The sequence below is a fragment of the Pseudoalteromonas sp. ATL1 genome (assembly GCF_058933015.1).
In genome coordinates this window covers 2,523,099-2,546,349 of the sequence record NZ_JBZYXL010000001.1, presented here as the reverse complement: position 1 = coordinate 2,546,349, position 23,251 = coordinate 2,523,099, and the positions used below count along the sequence as shown (strand labels likewise).

The 23,251-nt window shown below is 42.8% G+C and carries 19 protein-coding genes; 9 read left to right on the top strand and 10 right to left on the bottom strand.

Annotation, left to right across the window (positions count from 1 at the left end; all coding sequences use genetic code 11):
• Positions 1-4: 4 nt before the first annotated feature.
• On the top strand, positions 5-2,413 hold the full coding sequence (locus tag AC5FX4_RS11535) for a TonB-dependent receptor (RefSeq protein ID WP_493606530.1): 2,409 nt from the start codon (positions 5-7) through the stop codon (positions 2,411-2,413).
• A gap of 136 nt (positions 2,414-2,549) precedes the next feature.
• Positions 2,550-4,376: a di-heme-cytochrome C peroxidase gene (locus AC5FX4_RS11530; RefSeq protein WP_493606529.1), complete on the top strand. Its 1,827-nt coding sequence runs from the start codon at positions 2,550-2,552 to the stop codon at positions 4,374-4,376.
• Between the two features lie 67 nt (positions 4,377-4,443).
• Here the strand turns inward: AC5FX4_RS11530 and AC5FX4_RS11525 are convergent, their stop codons facing one another.
• From AC5FX4_RS11525 to AC5FX4_RS11515, 3 genes are all read right to left on the bottom strand, one after another.
• Positions 4,444-5,742 (bottom strand): methyl-accepting chemotaxis protein, encoded by a 1,299-nt coding sequence (locus AC5FX4_RS11525; RefSeq protein WP_493606528.1) that lies wholly within the window; start codon positions 5,740-5,742, stop codon positions 4,444-4,446.
• Between the two features lie 208 nt (positions 5,743-5,950).
• Positions 5,951-6,877 carry an electron transfer flavoprotein subunit alpha/FixB family protein gene (locus tag AC5FX4_RS11520; RefSeq protein WP_493606527.1) on the bottom strand — a complete coding sequence of 309 codons (927 nt, stop codon included), beginning with the start codon at positions 6,875-6,877 and terminating at the stop codon, positions 5,951-5,953.
• Positions 6,874-7,626: an electron transfer flavoprotein subunit beta/FixA family protein gene (locus AC5FX4_RS11515; RefSeq protein ID WP_493606526.1), complete on the bottom strand. Its 753-nt coding sequence runs from the start codon at positions 7,624-7,626 to the stop codon at positions 6,874-6,876. Before AC5FX4_RS11515 ends, AC5FX4_RS11520 begins: the two co-directional genes overlap by 4 nt.
• 176 nt (positions 7,627-7,802) lie before the next feature.
• Between AC5FX4_RS11515 and AC5FX4_RS11510 the strand changes: the two genes are divergently transcribed.
• The 4 genes from AC5FX4_RS11510 (at position 7,803) to AC5FX4_RS11495 (ending at position 12,649) form a co-directional block, all read left to right on the top strand.
• Positions 7,803-9,452, top strand: a complete 1,650-nt coding sequence (locus AC5FX4_RS11510) for an electron transfer flavoprotein-ubiquinone oxidoreductase (RefSeq protein ID WP_493606525.1) — start codon at positions 7,803-7,805, stop codon at positions 9,450-9,452.
• A 116-nt stretch (positions 9,453-9,568) separates the two neighbouring features.
• Entirely contained in the window at positions 9,569-10,045 is a 477-nt protein-coding gene (locus tag AC5FX4_RS11505; RefSeq protein WP_493606524.1) for an acyl-CoA thioesterase, read from the top strand.
• Positions 10,046-10,140: 95 nt separating this feature from the next.
• A complete protein-coding gene (gene tsaA, locus AC5FX4_RS11500; RefSeq protein WP_493606523.1) occupies positions 10,141-10,845 on the top strand; it encodes a tRNA (N6-threonylcarbamoyladenosine(37)-N6)-methyltransferase TrmO in 705 nt (234 codons plus the stop codon).
• Between the two features lie 79 nt (positions 10,846-10,924).
• Positions 10,925-12,649, top strand: a complete 1,725-nt coding sequence (locus AC5FX4_RS11495; RefSeq protein ID WP_493606522.1) for a proline--tRNA ligase — start codon at positions 10,925-10,927, stop codon at positions 12,647-12,649.
• A 73-nt stretch (positions 12,650-12,722) separates the two neighbouring features.
• Here the strand turns inward: AC5FX4_RS11495 and AC5FX4_RS11490 are convergent, their stop codons facing one another.
• The 4 genes from AC5FX4_RS11490 to AC5FX4_RS11475 form a co-directional block, all read right to left on the bottom strand.
• A complete protein-coding gene (locus AC5FX4_RS11490; protein ID WP_493606521.1) occupies positions 12,723-13,556 on the bottom strand; it encodes an HDOD domain-containing protein in 834 nt (277 codons plus the stop codon).
• A 284-nt stretch (positions 13,557-13,840) separates the two neighbouring features.
• The gene (locus AC5FX4_RS11485) at positions 13,841-15,457 is read right to left on the bottom strand and encodes a PepSY-associated TM helix domain-containing protein (RefSeq protein ID WP_493606520.1); all 1,617 of its coding nucleotides are present in this window, start codon (positions 15,455-15,457) and stop codon (positions 13,841-13,843) included.
• The gene (locus AC5FX4_RS11480; protein ID WP_493606519.1) at positions 15,454-15,774 is read right to left on the bottom strand and encodes a hypothetical protein; all 321 of its coding nucleotides are present in this window, start codon (positions 15,772-15,774) and stop codon (positions 15,454-15,456) included. Before AC5FX4_RS11480 ends, AC5FX4_RS11485 begins: the two co-directional genes overlap by 4 nt.
• Positions 15,771-16,031, bottom strand: a complete 261-nt coding sequence (locus AC5FX4_RS11475; protein WP_493606518.1) for a hypothetical protein — start codon at positions 16,029-16,031, stop codon at positions 15,771-15,773. Before AC5FX4_RS11475 ends, AC5FX4_RS11480 begins: the two co-directional genes overlap by 4 nt.
• Positions 16,032-16,410: 379 nt before the next feature.
• Here AC5FX4_RS11475 and AC5FX4_RS11470 point away from each other — a divergent pair, with 379 nt between their 5' ends.
• Positions 16,411-17,211 (top strand): UDP-2,3-diacylglucosamine diphosphatase, encoded by an 801-nt coding sequence (locus tag AC5FX4_RS11470; RefSeq protein WP_493606517.1) that lies wholly within the window; start codon positions 16,411-16,413, stop codon positions 17,209-17,211.
• Positions 17,212-17,258: 47 nt separating this feature from the next.
• Here AC5FX4_RS11470 and AC5FX4_RS11465 read toward each other — a convergent pair whose 3' ends face one another.
• Genes AC5FX4_RS11465 through AC5FX4_RS11455 form a run of 3 tightly spaced genes read right to left on the bottom strand, consistent with a single transcriptional unit; the run spans position 17,259 to position 20,053 of the window.
• The gene (locus AC5FX4_RS11465; RefSeq protein ID WP_493606516.1) at positions 17,259-18,467 is read right to left on the bottom strand and encodes an ABC transporter permease; all 1,209 of its coding nucleotides are present in this window, start codon (positions 18,465-18,467) and stop codon (positions 17,259-17,261) included.
• Positions 18,460-19,245: an ABC transporter ATP-binding protein gene (locus tag AC5FX4_RS11460; RefSeq protein ID WP_493606515.1), complete on the bottom strand. Its 786-nt coding sequence runs from the start codon at positions 19,243-19,245 to the stop codon at positions 18,460-18,462. Before AC5FX4_RS11460 ends, AC5FX4_RS11465 begins: the two co-directional genes overlap by 8 nt.
• Entirely contained in the window at positions 19,211-20,053 is an 843-nt protein-coding gene (locus AC5FX4_RS11455; RefSeq protein ID WP_493606514.1) for a DUF3025 domain-containing protein, read from the bottom strand. The genes AC5FX4_RS11460 and AC5FX4_RS11455 overlap by 35 nt, the downstream gene beginning before the upstream one ends.
• 149 nt (positions 20,054-20,202) lie before the next feature.
• Between AC5FX4_RS11455 and AC5FX4_RS11450 the strand changes: the two genes are divergently transcribed.
• Together AC5FX4_RS11450 and AC5FX4_RS11445 are read left to right on the top strand one after the other, a co-directional pair.
• A complete protein-coding gene (locus tag AC5FX4_RS11450) occupies positions 20,203-21,831 on the top strand; it encodes a M28 family metallopeptidase (RefSeq protein ID WP_493606513.1) in 1,629 nt (542 codons plus the stop codon).
• A gap of 165 nt (positions 21,832-21,996) precedes the next feature.
• Positions 21,997-23,040 (top strand): putative manganese transporter, encoded by a 1,044-nt coding sequence (locus AC5FX4_RS11445; protein ID WP_493606512.1) that lies wholly within the window; start codon positions 21,997-21,999, stop codon positions 23,038-23,040.
• Positions 23,041-23,251: the final 211 nt, after the last annotated feature.

Here is a 23,251-nt window from a genome sequence, read left to right as displayed (position 1 = left end):
AACTATGATAAAGAAGTCACTTATTAGCAGCGCAATTGCCGCTGTACTTTTTTCGTCTAACAGTGTAGCTGGCGTTGTCAAAGGCAAAGTTGTCGACCAAAGCAACCAGCCTATTAGCGGTGCAAAATTACATTTGCATGGAAAATCACAATCCGTTACCAGTGACGCTAATGGACAATTCACCATTTCCGTCGATGCAGATTCTCAACTCCATATTTCGAAAAATAACTACATTGACGAGCGTATTGATGTAAAAGACGAAAATAACTACGTCACAGTCAAGCTGATGCGCAGCGCCGTTGAAAGCATTGTCGTTTTTGCGTCCGCTTTGCATAAAAATAATGTCGAAATGGCCTCACCCGTTTCAGTGATCGGTGGGGATGAATTAAAGAACTCTGCTAAGCCCACATTAGGCGAAACACTCAAAGGCATTCCTGGAATTAATGCCAGCTATTTTGGCCCAGTATCATCAAGCCCTATCATCCGTGGTTTAGACGGTCCTAGAGTTAAAATAACGCAAAACGGTTTAGATAGTAGCGATGCATCACGCGTCGGCCCTGATCACGCCAACAGCAATGACAGCTTATCTGCCCAACAAATAGAAGTTTTACGAGGACCCGCTACGCTTCTTTACGGCTCTGGAGCAATTGGCGGTGTTGTGAACGTTGTTGATAACCGTATACCAAGTGATCTTATAGACTCGTTAAGTGGTGCAGCAGAATATAGCCATGACACGGTATCTAATACCAATACTTACGCCACTTTATTAGAAACCGGTAATAACGGCTTTAATTTCCATTTTGATGGCGTAGCAAGAAAAGGTGGTGACTATAAAACCCCTTCGTTTGAATTGCCAAGTGATGAGCACCATGAAGATGAAAGTGAAGATGAGCATGACGAACATGCCACAATGGCAAATACCGTTGAAAACACCTTCATTGACTCTCAGCACGTTAACTTCGGCACCAGCTATATTAATGATCATCTGACGGTTGGCTTATCTTATGGCCGTATCGATACAGATTATGGTATTCCTGCCCATAGTCATGCACATCACGATCATGAAGAACATGAAGGCGAGCATGAAGACGAAACGCACGATGAAAATAGCGAGGACCACTCTGAGGGCAATGTCTATGCCAAGGTCGAACAAGATCGCTGGCAAGGATTATTCAATTATGCGATGCATGACAAATGGATCGAAGCAATTAGCATTCGAACTGGGTACACGGATTATACGCATAGTGAGATCGAGGGTTCAGAAGTCGGCACAACATTCAGCAACAAATCTAAGGAATTGCGTGTAAATTTAGAGCACAAGCTAGGCCAATGGCACGGTATTGTCGGTTATCACTTCAGTGATAGCGATTACAAAGCGGATGGTGAAGAAGCCTTTACGCCCGCCACAAAAACCAAAACCCATGCAGTATATTTGTTGGAAGAGCGCCAATTCGGTGACTTTACAATTGAGCTTGGCACACGCCTAGAGGATTATAATTTATCCAGTACTGTAAGCTCCCATGACCATGACCATGACCATGAAGATCACGATGAAAGCGACGCAGTATCTTATCAACTCGACATGACCAATGTTAGTGCATCCATTGGTAGCGTATACCAATACGATGAAGGCCATAATATCGCGATTAACCTATCACGTTCTGAGCGTGCACCTCTCACTGCAGAGCTACTTTCCAACGGCGTACATATTGCAACAAGTACTTATGAGTTAGGTCTTGGATATCATATCGAAGACAGCGATATTCACTTCGAACCACAAGATATACGCCAAGAAACATCGACAAATATCGACGTAAGTTTACGCCGCTTTATTGGTGATTTTGGCTACACCGTCAATTTGTTCCATAACAACATTGATAACTACTACTACCAACAAAATACCGGATTGATGTTCAGTAATGACCATGGTGTTGAAGTGGCTGACCATTTTCACGAAGACACGATGCAGGTTTTTAAATTTGTAAGTCATGATGCCCAGCTATACGGAATTGAAATTGACGCGCACTACAACATTAATGATAAGAACCGCGTAAAACTGTTTGCTGACACACTTAATGCAGAACTTAAAAGTGGCCAAGCCCTGCCTCGTATTCCAAGTAGTAAGTTAGGCATTAAATACGAATATGAAAATGCCGGAATTAAGGCAAACATGACCGTGACTCGTTACGCAAAGCAGGATGATATTACCAGCTATGAGACCGAGACTGCCGGTTATACGTTAGTTGATGCAAGTTTTCAGTATGATTTCAGCAATAGTGGTATCGACTTTGTTGCTTACGCCAATCTCGACAACTTGACCGATGAACTGGGTTTTGTGCACACGTCATTCATAAAAACTCAAGCGCCGTTGCCTGGCCGTAATCTAAAACTTGGCATTCGCGCTTACTTCTAACGCTCCAATACAATGTTAACTTGCCTGCGGTTGGTGAGTTAACATTGTATTTCTTCCACTTTTGTAATGCCTTGTAATGGTAAGTGTAACATTGTGTAACTACAATGTTACAAATCACCGTCATAAGGAAATCTTAATGAGTAAGTTACACTTAGCCGCAGCTATTGGCATAACAAGCGTTTTGTCCATCGTTGGTTGTAGCACAAAACAACATACAGCCACGCCAGAACCCATTTCCATCACGCCTGAAAAAGGCGATGTACCTACACGAACTTGGTTAGATCAGGGTTGGAGCAAAGAAATAAGTGAAAATTTCTGGTTTACTGGTCAGGGCTCTCAAATCATTCCTTATAGTTGGTTTGTTTGGCTAGAACAAGCAGATAATACTGAGCTATTCAGGCATAGCGAACATATGGAGTCTTTACGCTACTTACCAAGTAAAGCGAGTACGAAGAACCCCGGAGGCTTACCAATAGGTTTTGCGCTACATAGTAACCAAACCACAGGCGAAAACTGGGTGGGCATGACCTGCGCAGCTTGTCACACTAACCAAATTGATTACAAAGGTACCAAGATACTCATAGACGGTGCGCCAACGCTCGCAAATTTTGTTCTGTTTTTTGACCAATTGGTGTCTGCATTAAATAAAACTGTTAATGACAATGACAAATTCGAGCGATTCGCCCGTAACGTGTTAGGCGCAAAATACAATACCAGTACCAAAAACGCACTTAAAGAACGCCTTCAACAAGTGGCGCTTCAAACAGCACAAAGACAAGCTGTTAATGCGTTACCGGATGACTATCCAAAAGATTTCACTAGCTATGCTCGATTGGATGCATTTGGCAATATTCAAAACGCCGGCACCGCATTTGCGTTGAATGATCTGACAAATAAAAACGCGCCAACAGGTCCCGTATCATATCCATTCTTATGGGGTACTCACCAATCTGATGTGGTGCAATGGAATGCTTCAGCGCCTAATACACCAATTGTTGGCCCGCTAGTGCGAAACATCGGCGAGGTTGTTGGCGTATTTGGTGAGCTTGAAATTAAAGAAGCGCCGTTCTTTCAACGCCTCCTAGGTAAGCACACAAGTTACAGCTCAACCGTCGACATGATAGCGTTAGGCAACTTAGAATCTTGGGTTAAAACCCTAAAGTCTCCACAATGGCCGCTGCAATATTTTCCTGCAATCGACTCGCAAAAAGCAGCACAGGGAGAACTACTTTATCAACAACAATGTGCAGGGTGTCACCAAGTTATTCCGCGCGATAAAGAGCATTTAGATTACATTGCAAACCAAACGCTCATTACCGAGTTAGGCACAGATCCTGTGATGGCAACAAATGCCTCATGTCATATGTCCAACACACTGATTTTAGAGGGTACCAAAGAGTATATTCTCGTGGGTGAAAAGTTTAAGCCGCGCGATAACTCTATTGATATACCAGTCAATGGCGTTGTGGGCATTGTATTGAAAAATCCAGGAGTAGCGCTAAAAGCTGGCAATATTCCAGAACGCACCGATGCAAACGGTAACAAAATAAGTATTGTCGAGGAGCTTGAAAAACTACTCGTCCAACACCTTGAAAAACGAAATGCGAAAGACCAAGAAGCCGAAGCTGACTGCGTTGACGGTGTACTTGACGGTGGTGTGTACAAGGGCAGACCACTTAACGGTATTTGGGCAACAGCCCCCTACTTACACAATGGCTCGGTGCCCAACTTATATGAGTTGATGAAAAAACCAGAGCAACGCGTTAAGGAGTTTTGGGTTGGAAGCCGTGAGTTTGATCCAGTCAACGTCGGATTTAATACTGCGCAAGGTCTCAATAAGTTCAGAGTCAACGCGAGTAACGGTAAAATTATGGCAGGTAATTCCAACTTAGGCCACGCTTACGGCACGGACTTGAGTGAAGAGCAAAAATGGCAAGTGATTGAGTATATGAAAACACTTTAATTTACTTAATTGGGCACCATAATGCGGTGCCCAATTAAAATAACCAGAAGGCTTAAGCCTCCCCCAATTAAGCAGAAAGACCTTTGACAGTATTAGTTAAATGTTCAGCACCTTCTTTGATTTGCTTCATAACGTCATTGATTTCTTCAATCTGACTTAATCCTCGTTGAGTACTTTCTGCTATTGCTAACATTTGCTCAGTAGATTGTTGTGTCAGCGCTTCGTTGGTACTGACCACCTCATTAATTTCTCTGGTTGATTGCGAAGTTCTTGCTGCTAGATTTCTAACTTCATCTGCAACAACGGCAAACCCTCTTCCTTGCTCGCCTGCACGAGCCGCTTCAATCGCTGCATTCAGTGCGAGTAAATTCGTTTGTTCGGCAATCGCACTGATCGTCGAAACAATAGCTGTGATCCCTTTAGATTGTTCATTCAGTTGCGCTATCGCATCCATAGCACCTTGAACCTGATTTGAGATCAAATCTGACGTTTGCACTGAATGCGCCAATAACGTGCTTGCATGTTCCGTTATTTGTTCTGTGTGCTGCGCAGTTGTTTGAGCAACTTCAGCGGCCTGAGCCGTGCGTTTCGCGCGTTGCACGCGCTCAGTAATGTTGGTCGCAAATTTTATCACTTTGACAACTTTACCATGCGCATCAAATATGGGGTTATAAGTAGCTTCTATCCATATATCTTGTCGATGTTTACCTAATCGATGAAAACGGCCGCTCTTGTGCTCACCTCGGCTAAGTTCCAACCAAAAATCTGGTTGCTCGCGATAAAACTCGTCTTCACAAAACAATTTGTGGTGTTTACCCTTAATTTCATAGAGGCTATAACCCAGCGTATCAGTAAAGTTTTTGTTCGCATCTAAAATGACACCTTCCGGCGTAAACTCAATCGTCGCCATGGATTTATCCAATGCTTTTGCGATGGCCGTTTGCGATTGAAGGGTCAACTTTTGCGCTGTAATATCTGTGGCTATTTTAACAATACGTGTGGTTTTTCCTTGCTCCTGAACAGGAAAGTACGTAGCGTCTAGCCATATCATCTGTCCACTTTTGTTAATTCGTTCGAAATGTCCAAATTGGGCTTTACCTCTATTCAGATCACGCCAAAACTCTTGGTACTGTTTCGAATTGACTAAATCTTTATGACAGAAAATACGATGATGTTGTCCCAGTACATCGGCACGTTGGTAGCCAATAACAGATAAGAAGATGTCATTCACCGCAAGAATAACGCCTTCAGGGCTGAACTCAATTTTCGCGACAGAGTTTTCTATGGCACTAAGTAATGCTCTGTTTTGATTAAGTTCTTCGGTCAGCGTTGCTACTTCTTGCTTCTGTTTACGGAAAAAGTTCATTGACTAGATTATTCCAAATTTTAGCAGTGGTAAGATGAGTTTATTTATGCAATTGTATCAACAAAGCTCATGTATTGAATAAAAATTTATTCAAAAATAGCCAGAAAGTTACACAGAAAAAACATAACAAGCAGATTTTAAACGATTAATAAAAAAAGCCGCGGCCTTTCGGCACACGGCTTTAACAACCAGAATTTTGTTGTTCTTATTATAATGCAGCTTCTAGCTCTGGTAGCACATCGAATAAATCAGCTACTAGGCCATAATCGGCAACTTGGAAAATTGGCGCATCTGGGTCTTTATTGATGGCCACAATCACTTTGGAATCTTTCATACCCGCTAGGTGTTGGATCGCGCCACTAATACCTACGGCAATATACAAATCCGGAGCAACGATTTTACCCGTTTGACCCACTTGCATATCGTTTGGAACGAAGCCTGCATCCACAGCGGCACGCGACGCACCAATTGCAGCGCCTAACTTATCTGCAATACCGTTAAGTAATGCGAAGTTTTCGCCGTTTTGCATACCACGGCCACCAGAAATAACCACTGGTGCAGCGTTAAGTTCTGGACGCTCTGATTCTGTTTGCTCAACGCTTACAAAAGCACTTAACGCGTTCTCCATGCTCAGAGACAAGTTTTCAACTTCACATGCGCCCTGCTCGACTTGTGCGTCAAATGCGCTTGCTCGAACCGTGATCACTTTTTGCGACTCATTAGATTTAACCGTCGCAATCGCATTACCCGCATAGATTGGACGCTTAAATGTATCCGCGTCAACAACAGCAATAATTTCAGAAATCTGCGACTTATCTAATAATGCAGCTACACGCGGTAAAGTGTTTTTTCCGGTTGTTGAGGCACTTGCAAGTATATGGCTATAGCCACTAGCCAGTTCAACAATGAGATCTGCTGTATTTTCAGCAAGCTGATGTTCGAATGACGCGTTATCGGCAACGCGCACTTTAGTTACACCACTAATTTGTGCTGCACTATTCGCAACTTCGCTAACGTTATGACCTGCAACTAATACTTCAACACCGCCACCAATCGCAACCGCCGCATTGATAACTTTTGCTGTTTCAGGCTTTAATTGACCATTTTCATGCTCTGCAATCACTAATACGCTCATGAGATCACCTTCGCTTCAGTTTTAAGTTTAGTTACAAGCTCTTCTACACTTTCAACAATAATACCCGCTTCACGCTTAGCTGGCTCTTCAACTTTCAATAGCGTTACACGTGGCGCAAGATCAACACCCAAGCTATCAGCTGCTATTACATCAAGCGGCTTACGCTTAGCCTTCATGATATTCGGCAGTGAAGCATAACGAGGCTCATTTAGGCGTAAGTCTGTTGTTACAACAGCAGGTAACGTCAATGCTACAGTTTGTAGACCACCATCTACTTCACGGGTTACATTCACTTTATCGCCTTCCAACGCTACTTTCGACGCAAATGTGCCTTGGCTTCTACCTGTTAACGCAGCAAGCATTTGACCTGTTTGATTATTATCAGAGTCAATTGACTGTTTACCAAGAATAACCAGCTCTGGCTGTTCTTGCTCAACCAACTTCGCTAATAATTTAGCGATATGTAAAGACTCAAGCTTTGCATCGCTTTCGATGTGGATGGCTCTGTCAGCACCCAATGCCAAGGCCGTACGTAATTGCTCTTGACACGCTTTGTCACCGATAGAAACTGCTACCACTTCGTTTGCTGTACCCGCTTCTTTTAAGCGTACAGCTTCTTCAACTGCGATTTCACAAAATGGGTTCATCGCCATCTTTACATTCGTTAAATCAACATCACTGTTGTCTGGCTTAACTCTAGCCTTGACGTTGTAGTCAATCACACGCTTGATTGGCACAAGTACTTTCATGGTTACTCCATCATCTGGTTATTCTTAAAAGCTGACGTACACGTCAACATATTTATTTTATGGAATCAGACTACTTCCTGTTGACGTAAACGTCAACCTAAAATAACCTTAACTTAACGTAATAAAAACTAAAGCCTCGTTTTAGTTAATACACCGTCAAATATAGTGAGGTTAAAATGGTTGAACGCGAAACCATGGAATTCGATGTTGTGGTAGTCGGCGCAGGACCTGCGGGTCTTTCGTGCGCAATTCGCCTAGCACAACAGGCACAGCAACAAGAAAAAGAACTCATGATCTGTGTTGTTGAAAAAGGATCAGAGGTTGGCGCACATATCCTCTCAGGTGCTGTATTGCAAACAACGGCACTCGATGAACTACTTCCTGACTGGAAAGAAAAAGGCGCGCCAATTACTACTGAAGTCACCCAAGATGACATTTACTTTTTCACAAGCGAAGAAAAAGCAATCAATATTCCTCATATTGCCGTACCAAAAACGTTTAAAAACCATGGCAACTATGTTGTATCAATGGGTAATGTGTGCCGTTGGTTGGCAGAACAAGCTGAAAGCTTAGGCGTAGAAATTTTCCCAGGTTTCAGTGCGCATTCACTCATTGTTGAAGACAACGAAGTAAAAGGCATTGTCACTGGTGATATGGGCGTTGATAAAGACGGTCAGCCAAAAGATAGTTATATGCCGGGCATGGAGTTACGCGCTAAATACACCGTGTTTGCAGAGGGGTGTCGCGGACACTTGGGCAAGCAGCTCATCAAGCAATTTGAGCTCGATAAAGACTCGACACCACAACACTACGGCCTTGGCTTTAAAGAAATTTGGCAAATAGACCCAGCTAAACATAAGCCAGGGGCTGTTGTTCACGGTACTGGTTGGCCACTGTCGATGGACACCCACGGTGGCGTATTCATGTATCATGGCGAAAACAATCAGGTCGTTGTTGGGTTAATCGTTGATCTTAATTACAGCAATCCTCATTTAAGTCCATTTGATGAATTCCAACGCATGAAGCACCACCCAGTATTTGCAAACGTACTTGAGGGCGGTGAGCGTATTGCTTATGGTGCACGTGCCGTTGTAAAAGGTGGCTTTTACTCGTTACCAAAAATGCACTTCCCTGGCGGCCTACTAATTGGTTGTGATGCGGGTACACTCAACTTTGCCAAGATCAAAGGTAATCATACCGCTATGAAATCGGGTATGTTGGCCGCTGATAGCATTATCGAAGCGCTTATCAGCGAACAACCGGCTTCAGATTTAGTCAGCTTTACTGAAAAGTACAAATCAAGCTGGTTATATGACGAGCTTTATCAGTCGCGTAATTTTGGCCCTGCACTTCATAAATTTGGCAAAATTTTAGGTGGAGCATACAACTCACTGGATCAAAATATTTTCTCAGGTTCTTTGCCATTTACTTTTAAAGACAATCAACCCGATCATGCTTCGCTGAAGCTAGCCTCTGAGTGTGAAAAAATTGCTTACCCAAAACCAGATGGCAAACTGAGTTTCGACAAACTGTCGTCGGTATTTTTATCCAATACCAACCATGAAGAGTCTCAACCATGCCACTTGCAGTTACAGGACGCAGGTATACCAATCCGTGTAAACCTTGAAAAATACGACGAGCCCGCGCAACGTTACTGCCCAGCCGGCGTGTATGAAGTGAATGAAAACGAGCAAGGTGATAAGCAGTTTGTGATAAACGCGCAAAACTGTGTGCACTGTAAAACTTGTGATATTAAAGATCCCAGCCAAAATATTACATGGGTCACGCCTGAAGGCGCTGGTGGTCCGAATTATCCAAACATGTAAAAGTAATACAATCCTAAATTGCAGGGGCCTATGGCCCCTTTTTCATACCTGTAAAAGCAAAAATATCAATATTGCATATACTTAAGTCAATTGTTTGCAAAATCAGAGTATGAGCAATGAGCGGAAACTCAGAAATGGTATTTAGATTTTTAGCAGAACCCACCGATGTTAACTTTGGCGGTAAGGTCCACGGCGGAATTGTAATGAAGTGGATCGACCAAGCGGGTTATGCCTGTGCTGCCGGCTGGAGTGGCAGTTATTGCGTTACAGTGTCTGTGGCAGGTGTGCGCTTCAAACGCCCTATTCTGGTCGGCCAAATTGTGGAAGTATCAGCACAAATCGCCCATACCGGCAAAACCAGTATGCAAATATTTATTCGAGTGCGTTGTGGTGATCCGCAAAATCAAGCACTCGTTGAAAGCAATCATTGTATCATCAGCTTTATTGCGATGGATAAAGCCGGCTACCCGGTACCTGTGCCCCAATTTAAAGCTAAAACTGCTGAACAAAAAAAACTTGAAGTTTACGCAGTAAAGATGAAAGAAATTGCAATTGAAACTGAATCTCTATTGCAGAGAACAATTGAAGACTAAACGGCCCGTTATTCACTAAGATTTAGGAAATTGGATAAACTGCGCCATAAAAGCTACAATCGCGACCGCCTTTTTAGTTGCATAGAAGAGACATTGTGCAAAGTTATCAAATTCAACCCATCGGTCACATACAGTCGCCCTACAAGCAAAAATTTGCAATTCCTCGTCAGCCACGTTTAGTGCCACAGGCCAAAGCGAAACTCATATTTTGTGACGACTTCAATCGAGAAGAATTTGTTCGAGGCATTGAAGAATTTAGCCACTTATGGCTGCTATTTCGCTTTCATGAAACCGCTGACAAAGGCTATTCGGCCCTCGTACGCCCACCTCGTTTAGGGGGTAACGAGCGCAAGGGGGTATTTGCAACCCGCGCGACTTTTAGACCTAATGGCATAGGTATGAGTGCCGTTAAACTTGAAGGCGTAGAATATAAAAATGGCCAGTTAGCACTTCTGCTCTCGGGCATCGACTTACTTGATGGCACCCCGATTATCGATATTAAGCCTTACTTGCCCTACTCTGATGCTATGCAAGACGCAAGCGCCGGATTTGCAGATACGCGTCCTGAAACGCAAATGACGGTCGATTATAGTGAACAAGCCAAAGACTTTGTCGCAAAACAAAAGCAATATCCTGATCTAAAAGAATTTATTAGCAATGTGCTGAAACAAGATCCCCGCCCAGCGTACAAAAAGCAACGTGAAGATACACAGTTTTATGGCATGAGCTTGTATGAATTTAATATTCGCTGGCAAGTGGACGGACAACATAACCATGTGATTGAAATAACCCGCGAATAAAGGCTTTGTCTCGGCGCTTTGCGCTGCTAAACTACGCGCTATTATTACAAAGAACAACTAGATTACGAACGGAAACATCATGCGTACCAGTCAATATATTTTGGCAACTCTAAAAGAAACGCCATCCGATGCTGAAATTATCAGTCACCAGTTAATGCTACGTGCGGGTATGATCCGCAAACTGGCTTCAGGTTTATACACTTGGCTGCCATCTGGATTAAAAGTACTACGAAAAGTAGAACAAGTTGTACGTGAAGAAATGGACAAGGCAGGTGCGATTGAAATGCTGATGCCAGTGATCCAACCTGCAGACTTATGGCAAGAATCTGGTCGTTGGGAGCAATTCGGGCCAGAGCTACTTCGCATTAACGACAGACACAACCGTCCGTTCGCACTTGGTCCAACACATGAAGAAGTTATTACAGACTTCGTACGTAAAGAGATCAGCAGCTACAAGCAGCTACCTTTAACGTTATACCAAGTACAAACAAAAGTACGTGATGAAGTACGTCCACGTTTTGGTGTAATGCGTGCGCGTGAATTTACCATGAAAGATGCCTACTCGTTCCACATGACTGAAGAGTGCTTGGCTGAAACATATCAGCGTATGCATAAAGCGTATTGCAATGTGTTTGAGCGTTTAGGCCTAGATTACCGCCCAGTAATTGCTGATACAGGTTCAATTGGTGGTAGCGTATCGCACGAATTCCACGTGTTAGCTGAGTCTGGAGAAGACGCCATCGCATTCAGTACTGAAAGTGATTACGCGGCAAACATCGAAAAAGCAGAGGCACTCGCCCCGACAGAAGCACGTCCAGAGCCAAGCAAAGAACTTAATACTTTTGCGACGCCAGAAGCAAAAACCATTGCTGACCTGAAAGAAAAACACGGCGTTAAGCCGCATCGTGGTGTAAAAACGCTTATCGTGTACGGCACACCTGACGAAAACGAACAACGTGGTCTAGTAGCACTGATCCTTCGCGGCGATCACGAACTTAACGAGCTGAAAGCTGAAAAGCACTCACTGGTTGATTCACCACTTGAAATGGCTAAAGAAGAAGACATCTTCGCTGCAATTGGTGCGCATCCTGGTTCATTAGGTCCTGTTGGCCTTAATATGCCCATTATCGTTGACCGCAGCGCGGCTGTGATGGCTGATTTTGTCGCTGGCGCGAACAAAGATGGTGAGCACTACAGCGGTATCAATTGGGACAGAGACGTTAAAGAATACGAAGTATTTGACTTACGTAATGTTGTTGAAGGCGACCCTAGCCCGTGCGGTAAAGGTACATTGCAAATCAAACGTGGTATTGAAGTTGGGCACATCTTCCAACTTGGCACTAAGTATTCTGAAGCAATGAATGCGGGTGTGCTAGGCGAAAATGGTAAAAACCAGATCATGACCATGGGTTGTTATGGTATTGGGGTGTCACGTATTGTTGCTGCTGCGATTGAGCAAAACAATGATGATTATGGTATCAAGTGGACAACCGCGCTTGCACCATTTGAGCTTGCTATTGTACCGATGAATATGCACAAGTCTCATCGTATTCCTGAAATCGCAGAGCGTTTATACAGCGAATTCAAAGAAGCGGGTGTAGATGTATTGTTTGATGACCGTAAAGAGCGCCCAGGTGTGATGTTCAACGATATGGAACTACTTGGTGTGCCTTTCACATTAGTCATCGGTGAACGCAACTTAGATAACAACCAAGTTGAGCTTAAAAACCGCCGCACTGGCGAGAAGCTTATGCTTGATATTGATGAAGCTGTTGCAGCTATCACTGCGCAAATTCGTGGCTAATTGATACAGTCTAAAACCATAAAAACGCAGTACTTCGGTACTGCTTTTTTATTACATAAAGTTGTAAAATGCGCTAGTCAAATTCAGACAGCATTAAATCTGACATTTCCTCATACTCCATTTCAAGAAAATCCATAATATCTTCTTGTACTGCCTGCCATTCACTATCTACTTCACCTGAGTTGTTTTTTAAAAACACGATATGTCTGGCAATTTTTAAAATACAAAGCAAATCCAAACCCGACTGTTCAAGCTCTCCTGAGTTAAAAATGCCCTCTACGTCATGCATATAGTAAATCACATAGACCATCACTTTAGGTAAACCCCACTGGGCAGCCAGCAATGAGCCGATAGTCGTATGATTGGTTTTGTATAACTTCATTTCTTCCGTAGCTGCATAATCCCAGCCATTTTCCTCAGCTAAACTGAGGATTTGCTCATAATTATCAAAATGTTGCTTGAGAATAGGCACACCAACAAAATGGAACAAACCTAACATATACGCATGATTTGCAAGACTCGGTTTTTTCAGCGCGTTTGCAACGACTGATGCACATTGTGCGATTTCGGTTTGACTATCCCAAAACTCTGCCATTTGTGGTTCTTGTCCAACTGTCGCTTTTAAGGCCACAGCTTTAACAAGCGGCACCAATCGTTTTAATCCCAAGGTCATAATCGCTTGATCGATAGAATCAATCTCGCGCGCACGACGAAAAGCAGCAGAATTAACGACTTGAAGAACCGCAGCAGAAATACCCACATCAGAATGTAAAATTTTTGCGATTGTGCCAATATTTGGTTCTGGTTTTTTTGCTTCTTGTGAAAACTCAATTAACACTTCTGGCCGAGGAGGTATGGCAACATTTTTTAATATTGCCTTCTCTTCTTGCGTTAATGTGATTGCCATTCTTTGCATCCTTCACATTTAAATGCGTGCTATGAATAAGGTATAGTCAAGCCAAATGCAAACGTCACTTTTTATTTAAATGTGCTGTAAATCAATGACAAGCTTGATGATCTGCAAGCGCTAGCAGGTAATATGAAAAACGTGATTTTAATGACAGTCGTTTACAACACACTGCAAATATTAAGCGCCCGTTACAACAAAAATGCCAGTCTAGTATGAATTAGACTGGCATAATTTAAAACAACAAGCTTTTTTATAAAGGTGCTTGTTAACACCGAATACAATTAAGCGGAAACACTCAATTTAGCGTCTGATACAGTTGATTGTTCACCTTCATACCAAACACTGTTCTGTTCACCATAATAGGCTCGATACTGAGTTTTGTTGGCCATATGCCAAAAAATAACAGCAATCACCGCTGAACAAAGCTCTAGAACGATTGAGGAAAGATCATTCGCCGGCCAAATAGACAAACTTGGTAAAAGCAATGCGATTAACGAGGTGGCTGGTAACGATAAACACATTAGCGAAATCAATCTTTGAGAAACAATTGCCGTTTTGCTCATGCCAACCACAAACGAAGCGATTAAAGTCATAATAAAGCAACTGTAATAAACCCACATATAGACTTGGTTGATATTGAGTCCGGTAAGCGCAATCCACTTAGTAACGGCAAATGAAGCTGCAACGCCTAAAATAGCGCCCATTGCAACACCCACGGTCAATTTCCCCATGAAACAACTGGATTTAGATTGGACTGGCTGTTTTTGCTTTCGACGTTTTTCAATCCAAATCAGGTTGCCAGTATAAAATAATACCGCGCCCATGATCCCCATGATGAAATAGGCCCAGCGGCCCAGCTCTCCACCATAGCTACCAAAATGTAAGCCAAACATAGTTGTGACTATATCGCCCCAGATCCCCTGATCACCATTTGTAATACTACTGGTCGATACTTCAAAAGTATAAGGATTCATAAATAGGAAATCTGATTTCGGTCCACGCATAAAATGCTCATTGCTCACTAATTGGATAGACGCTGAAGGCATTTTACTATTCAATCGGCTGAGGCTAATCTCTTTGATTTGATGATCGGGCGCGTAAACTTTTACGTTAGCCACAATCTCACTTAGGCTAGGCAAGTTCTCAACTTTAAACTCTACAGCCGCAGGTGATTGGCGGGCAAATAAAGGCTTATCTCCATAAATTTTGCTTAAACCATCATAAAATACATCATGAAATGCAAATACAATCACAGTCACTGAAATTATTATATGAAATGGCAGGCTGGTTACGCCTATCAAATTATGGGTATCTAGCCAAAAGCGCGAAGTGCCTTTATTGGTTCTTAATGCAAAAAAGCTCTTAACCAAACTCGGCAACAAAAATATAAGCCCAGAAACCAACGCTAGAAAGTAAAGCACTGCAGCGACACCCAATACATACACACCGATATGATCATGCCCTACTTCACCTACCAAACCTGCACTTCTGTGTAGGTAATCTACTAAAGACGACAGTTCGTTAATGCCACTCGTATGAGTCAGAAGTTCACCAGAACTATTAAAGCTGCCATGCCAAAGTTGATCATCTAGCCGAAGTCCTCGAGGGTTGCCTTGTTGGTACCAAGTAACAGGTGACGCTCCTTGTTCAAAGCTTATCTTTATACCGTTTTGAGACTCTGGATATGCAGAAAATACCGCGTCGGTTAGGGCATCGTATTGTTCACTTTGCACTTGTGGTAGATTGACTGTCGGTGGCGTTGCCCACCTGTCAATGTGGGGGGCAAACATGGTGATCGCACCTGCAAAAAAACCTATAAACAGTAACAGCCCTGTGGTGATACCCGTCCACGTATGGACTGTTTGATATATTCGTAATATGTCCGATCTAATTTTCATGCCACTCCCCTTACGACAATGAGCGCGATAAAAACCAATATATTCGCACCACCTAACCATAATGCCGCACTTTTAGCGCTACCAAACATATAAACAAAACTAAATATCAATAACCAAATAGGCGTTATTAGCCACATGCTAAATTGAGTGCGCCATAATAAACGCTCATCAGTTAACGGTTGGTTTAAACTATCGGCACCTAGCCATGCAAAAAGACCAACGAGGCCAAAGCTGAGCGCTAGACCAAACACCGCACCAATTATCGTCTTACCCAACCAATCGGGTTTTATGGGTTGTTGCTTAACACTATCATTCATCGTGATTTACCAAACAGAATTAGCATAGTGAACGGGATCAAAGCAGTTAATACCATCGCTGATATCAACCATGAGAAGACTATCGCTGAGCCAACAAATAGCTTGAATGCACATACTGCAGCAAGTACCAGCAACACATAGCCAACTTTATTAGTACGTTTAGGTAAAGGCTTGTTGAGTAAATACTGATGTTTGTTGGTACAGTACAGAATCGTAATTGCTGCGACCAACAAAATAATAAATAGCGACGCTAACACGGTAAAAACTCCATTTCTCAATATAATACTGATTAAATATGCACTCACGATTATAACGAATGTTTTTCTTAGGGCAACACAAAACGAAACTTATACGAGAATCATTATCATTTGATAATGTGATTTGTGTCGGTATACACTTTGTGATGTTTGCACCAACAGGTTTCCCCACCACTATCGTGGTAATGTTATAAACTCAAAAATATATGAGCGTTTTCTTCAGTTATCATGTCTAAAAACTTCGTTCTAACGTAAGGCAAACTAGCACTTTCAAATAACGCTTATCCTCGTAAAACATCTCAAATCTGTCGTATTTATGTCATGGCTTGGTCATTTTTTATCACTATTGTGGTTTTTATTACGCTTGAGACCATGGACTATGACTGCAACGTACTACCCTAGCATCTGGATCTCAGATGTTCATCTTGGCTATAAGGACTGTAAGGCCGAATATTTGCTCGACTTTTTGAACAGCACTCGCTGTGATGTGCTCTATTTAGTAGGCGATATTGTTGATTTGTGGTCAATGAAACGTCAGTTTTATTGGCATCCATCTCATTATCAAGTACTCGAATGCATTCAATCTAAGGCTGAGTCTGGTACTCGAGTTGTATATATTCCCGGGAACCACGATGAAACATTTCGTAGTTATGTGGGAAATAGCCTATTTAACGTAGAAGTGCATAAAACTTTTATCCACACCACCTCGCTTGGTAAGCGCTTTTTATTATTGCATGGCGATGATTTCGATTCAGCAACGCGCTACAACAAACTCATCAGTATTGCGGGCGACACTGCGTATGATTTTTTATTGTTTTTAAATCGCTGGACTAACCGAATTCGCCGCTTGTATGGGGGTCACTATTGGTCACTCGCATCTTGGCTTAAAAACCGAGTTCACAAAGCGCGCGAAGCAATTGAAGCATTTGAATCCGCCGCCATTCATGAAGCAAAAAGACGAGGCGTAGATGGTATCATTTGTGGTCATATCCACCAGCCAGCCATCAAAGTGCAAGAAGGCATTGTGTACTGCAACGATGGTGACTGGATTGAGAACTGCACGGCACTCGTTGAGGGTGAAAATGGCCGCATTGAATTGATTCATTGGTCTGACATTCAGCATGTTATGAATGTGGTGGAACTGCAGGAAGTAAAAGAAACCGATATTAAAGCCGCCTAACAAAAAACAAAGCGATGTAATTTACATCGCTTTGTCCTGTACCATGCTTATCTAAATAGCACTTCTTCTTTTGAGAACCACTTAACACAAAAGCCCAGCAACACAGCGGCAAGTGCTGCAGACGTCATCACTATCATCGCGAGCAATGAGAAATCGACAGTACCTTTAACAATTTCTTTAATCGCCAAGGCAACATTGGTCACTGGGATCATGGCGGTTTTGGCATTGAGTTCCATATTTGGCATCAGCGACACCACAATCGGCAAAAATACTCCCATACTCAAAGGTGCCATGTAATTTTGCGCTTCTTTGAATGTGCGAGCATAAATGGAGATTGCTAACACCAAAGATGAAAATATCGCAGCAATCGGTACCAACAGCGCAAAAATAAGTAAAAAGTCGACGCCGTTCACACTAGAAAAAGCTGACTTAATGGTATCTAGCTCAACAAAACTGGTCGCAATTGAGATCCAAATAGCCATACTCAGCACCGTGACCGTTGCGCAAGCCAATGAGCTTAATAGCACAGTTGCAAATTTACCCAGTACTAATTGAGTGCGTGTAACAGGCGTTAACAGCAACGTTTCCAAAGTACCACGCTCTTTTTCACCCGCGCCTAAATCAATAGCTGGGTAACTGGCGCCCATTAAAACAAGCGGGATCAGCAAATAGGGAATAAACGCGCCAAGCTTTTCACCTAAGTTTTCGCGTTTATCCGCGGTATCAACTTTACTCACCTTAATCGGTTGTAACAGCGCTTGCTGCTTGTCTTCTTCAACACCTAGAGTTAACAGTGTTTGCGCTCTAATTTTGTTTGCATAGTCGTTGGCTAACTCACGTAGTCTGTCATAGATAAAATTGATGCTACGTGCATCATTAAAAACCATCTGCCACTGTGCTTGTTGACCAGATTGTAATGACGTTTTTGGATCCTTATCAAGGTAAATGCCAACATCAATTTTACCCGCTTTTACAGCCGCTTTAAGTTGCTCAACGTCGGAAAATACCTCTTCACCGTCATATTTTTTAAAGCTCTTATGGTAAAAAACCTGTTCGGAAAACTCAGATGCTAGCTGATCGTTAACAATGTAATAGGTATGCACTTCCTGCTCCGCTTTTAACGCAGCCTGAGAGCCTAAAAACGCCACTAAAGCCATGATCACGGGAAAAATAAGCATGGGTAATGCCAGCACAAAAAACAGTGTTTTTTTGTCTCTTAACAGTTCGAGGAGTTCTTTCTTAAAAACTTCAAACACACTCTGCTCCTTGTAAAATGTTTAAAAATGCTTGGTTTAGTTCTTCACTATCTCCCTGCTTCTTGAAAGCACTCACTGTGTCATCAAAACAACTTACACCTTTATCAATGACACAAATTCGGTCACATAGCAGTGCAACTTCATCCAAATGGTGGGTGGAGAAAATAACAGGCGTGCCCTGCTCTTTTAAATCGCGAATAAAACGAATAACGGTTTGTGTTGTCATGATGTCTAACCCCGTCGTAGGCTCGTCTAGCACAACGACATCGGGCTTATGAACCACAGATCTGGCGATATTGGTCTTCTGTTTCATGCCTGTAGACAAGTGCTCGGCACGTTTGTCTAAAAAGGCGTCCATCTCTAATAAGGAGAACAGTTCATCACAACGCGCCTTTAATGCCTTACCTTTAAGGCCGTGCAAGCGCGCAAAATACTCCACATTCTCTTTGGCACTTAAACGTCCGTATAAGCCCGTCGAGCCGGATAAAAACCCGATTGACTGACGTCCAACGATTGGCTTTTTTATCACGTCCTGCCCGTTAATGATAATGCTACCGCTATCAGGCTTGAGTGCAGTCGACAACATTCTCAGTGTGGTTGTTTTACCTGCACCGTTGGGGCCCAATAACCCCAGAACTTCACCCTGTTTGCAAGAAAAGCTAACATCTTGCACGGAGTGAAAATATCCGTCACGTTCTCTCACATCAATTGATTTTGCCTTTTGTTGATGTGCTTTGGTCAATTTAAAGCGCTTTTGTAACGCCTTGACTTCTATCATGTGTGTTCCTTCGCTTCGGTCTAAAGTAATTCGTGTTGTTATAAAATTCAGGATTTTGGTTTTCGTCGTACCAAGACGGGACACCAAGTAAAGGTAAGGGTGACAACTGACTGTTATCGTTGAGAACACCGTGCTGTTCAATCAACTCAACCAATTTATTGTCCAAGCAGGCGTACTGCGATTCTAGCGTCATTGCGTAAAAACTTTGCTCTACATGAATACATAGCACCTTGCCTGTTAAGCCAATAAATGGGTGGGTTAACATTTCATAATTTGCGTGTCCAAAAATAAAAGGTTTTACCTGGGCCCCCCAGCAAGCCCTTTGCTCAACAAAAACATCGTGCCATTGGTGTGCTTTTAACTGCTCAGCAAACATAGACTCGGAAATCGCAAGCACCACACCACACTCATCAAATAATGTCAGCGCATTTCGGTGTTTACTGCGTTGCTTAAGCCCATGCAGCTCAATCTCATCAATATGGCGTTTGTTTAATAAGGCTTTTGTGCGCGGAAACAAACACCAAATTAAGGCACCAAATAAGTCATGCCAGTTTTCTTCTCGCGTGGGTACTTGACCCGTTTCAAAAATAATTTGTTCGTAATAGCGAGTTTCATCTTGAAGTTGAGCGTCCGGTACAAAACGAATACTTTTGTTGTTGAGATTGCGCGCATCAACATGGGTATTTAGCCAGGTAAAATTTGGCCAGTCGACTTGTTCATGTAAGCTGAAACACGCATTAAGATGCTCAAATGCGCCATGCGTTATGAGTTTTGGGTCAAATTGTTCTGGCGGCGTAAACTTTTTCATCAACTACTACTTTTTACAATGATTGTTGCAGTTTACCCCAACTCACTCCAAGCGCCAACGGCCATCACCCGCTGTCGATCGTACTGACTCGAAAATTGGTGAATTTTATGTTTATACTTACGCGTCTTAAGTAATAATAAAGAATCATCATGAAACTAAAAATGACACTCAGTGCGTTAGCAATCGCTGTTATCAGTGGTTGTGCAACCACGGCAAGTAACACACAAGCTGACGTACAAAGCGCTTACAACAGCATTAATGCAAAACAACTCGCTGAACACGTTAAAACATTGGCCTCTGACGAATTTGGAGGACGAGCCCCATCATCAAAAGGTGAAGAATTAACGCTCGCTTATTTAACCAAGCAATTTAAAGCGCTAGGTTATGCTCCAGGTAATGGCGACAGCTTTTTACAAGAAGTCCCACTGGTATCGATTGAAGCAGACTCAAATATGACACTCGATATTGGTGGTAAGTCCTATCAATACAAAAAAGATATGGTGATGGGCACAAGCCGTATCAGCCCATTTGAATCAATTAAAGACTCTGAATTAGTATTCGTTGGCTATGGTGTAAACGCACCAGAATACGGCTGGAATGACTACGAAGGCTTAGATGTAAAAGGCAAAACCGTAGTTATGCTCGTAAATGACCCCGGCTATGCCACCAAAGACAAGTCTATGTTTACTGGCGAAGCGATGACGTATTACGGTCGTTGGACATATAAATACGAAGAAGCGAGCCGTCAAGGTGCTGCAGGAGCCATTATCATTCATGAAACGGCGCCAGCTTCGTACCCTTGGAGCGTCGTAGAAAACTCATGGAGTGGTGAGCAATTTGGCTTCCAAAAAGCGAATAACAATATGGACAGAGTTGCTGTCGAAGGTTGGGTAACCGTTGATGTCGCTAAAGAGCTTTTTGAAAAGGCAGGTCTTGATTTTGATACAGCAAAAGCCAATGCGGCCAAAGGCGCATATCATGTTGATATGGGAGATTTGACCGCGTCAGTTTCCGTGAGGAGCAAAATTAAAACATCGACCTCGTACAACTTTATCGCGACTCTGCCAGGTAGCAAAACACCTGATGAACATATCATCTACTCAGCCCACTGGGATCACCTCGGCACAGACAAAAACCGTAAAGGTGATCAGATATACAATGGCGCGCACGATAACGCCACTGGCACAGGCGGTATGATTGAAGTTGCAGAGGCATTCGCAGCTTTGCCTAATCGCCCAGATCGATCCATCACCTTCTTGGCAGTTACTGCCGAAGAGCAAGGCCTACTTGGATCTAAGTTTTATGCAGCTAACCCTGTCATTCCAGCTAATAAAACGGTTGCGAATATCAATATGGATAGCTTAAACCTACTAGGCAAGGTGAAAGACATCAGCGTGGTCGGTATTGGAAAATCATCGCTTGATGACATGTTAGCAAACGCTGCTAAGCAACAAGGCCGAACTGTATCAGGCGACCCTAAACCAGCTTCAGGTGGTTACTACCGTTCTGATCACTTCGCATTTGCCAATATGGGCGTACCTGCAATGTATGCTGGTGGTGGAACGGAAGCACTCAATGAAGAAACAGCAAACTATCGTAAACGCATGAGCTTAGTACTACGTGGGTGTTATCACCAGCCATGCGATCGATTTCGCGATGAGTGGGACTTAAGTGGTGCAGTACAAGATTTGCAGCTGTTTTATCAAGTTGGTTATGATATTTCACAGCAGTCGGATTGGCCAACATGGAATACAACTTCTGAGTTTCAACGCAAATGATATTGATTATCATTTAGGTTAATATATAGTGTGACTAAGTTTTTTAATTTGGTCACACTTATGCTGCATCTAGCGCGTTTAACAACATTTCAACTCAATTCCCATATATGCATCTCGTTCAATAATAAACGATTAGTTTTCCCTCTGCTGCTCATTTTGGCGTTAATGAGTGAATCGCTTGGAGATTTAACCCGTACGACGTTAGCCGATGCATATTTTCAAGTGACTGCGTTTGTTGCAAGTACACTTTACGTCTACTTCTATTTTTCGAAAAAGTTTCCTCAACTAGAACTATCACGGCTAAAACAAACATCCCCACTGCTTGAAATGTGTTATGCCTCGGTATTAGGCGCGCTTCCTGGCTGCGGTGGCGCGATTATCGTTGTTACTCAATATACCAAGCAACAAGCTAGCTTCGGTGCACTGGTTGCTGTGTTAACAGCCACCATGGGCGATGCTGCGTTCTTGTTATTGGCCAAAGAGCCCTTAACAGCCATCGCGATTATCGCCATAGGCATTCTAGTGGGGATGATAAGTGGTCTCGTTGCCAACGCATTACCAGCCAGATTTCATCCTTTATTGGCAGCACAAAAAACGGATTCAATTAAAGAAATAACTGAGGACGGCAAAGCAACACTGTTGACCCGAGTGTGTCAATTTTTACTCTGGCCTAGCGTAGCCATCGCGCTACTCATCGCTTGTAATTTTGAGTTTGCTCAACAGCAGCCATTACTTGAATACCTAGGCTGTACTTTAGCCCTGCTCGTTGTTTTCTCATGGGCTGTTATTCCCAAAACGCAAAAGCCTACCGTGTATACAACCACACATAACAGCAATTATTTCGAACGCGTATTAAAAGATACTCAATTTGTAAGTGTTTGGGTAATAGCAAGTTTTATGCTTTATGAAGTATGCGTGAGCGTATTTCAATTAGATTTATCGCTTTGGTTTGGTCAAATTAGCGTACTTGCCCCTTTAATCGCTATCGTCATTGGTTTTATACCTGGCTGTGGCCCTCAAATAGTTGTCACTAGCCTTTATCTGCAAGGGGTTATCCCATTTAGCGCACTCGTGGGTAATGCTATCTCTAACGATGGCGACGCGCTATTTCCAGCCATCGCAATGGCACCAAGCGCAGCATTGCTAGCGACTGCATACTCGGCCATTCCCGCGTTAATTGTTGCGTATGCATTCTATTTTTTTATATGAGGAATGTGCTTGAACTGGCTACAGTGGCATAACAGACATATTTGTCGTGAGAATCAATTTACAATTAAAACTAGCGCACAGTGAATTCGAGCTGATATTTAGAAGAACTATTTAGAGCATTTAAAGGTAAGCGCAACGGAAATAACTAAGGCAATAATACTAAGAGGAAATTGACTGTATTAAAGCTACTTAGGAGAGAACATGTGTGCTC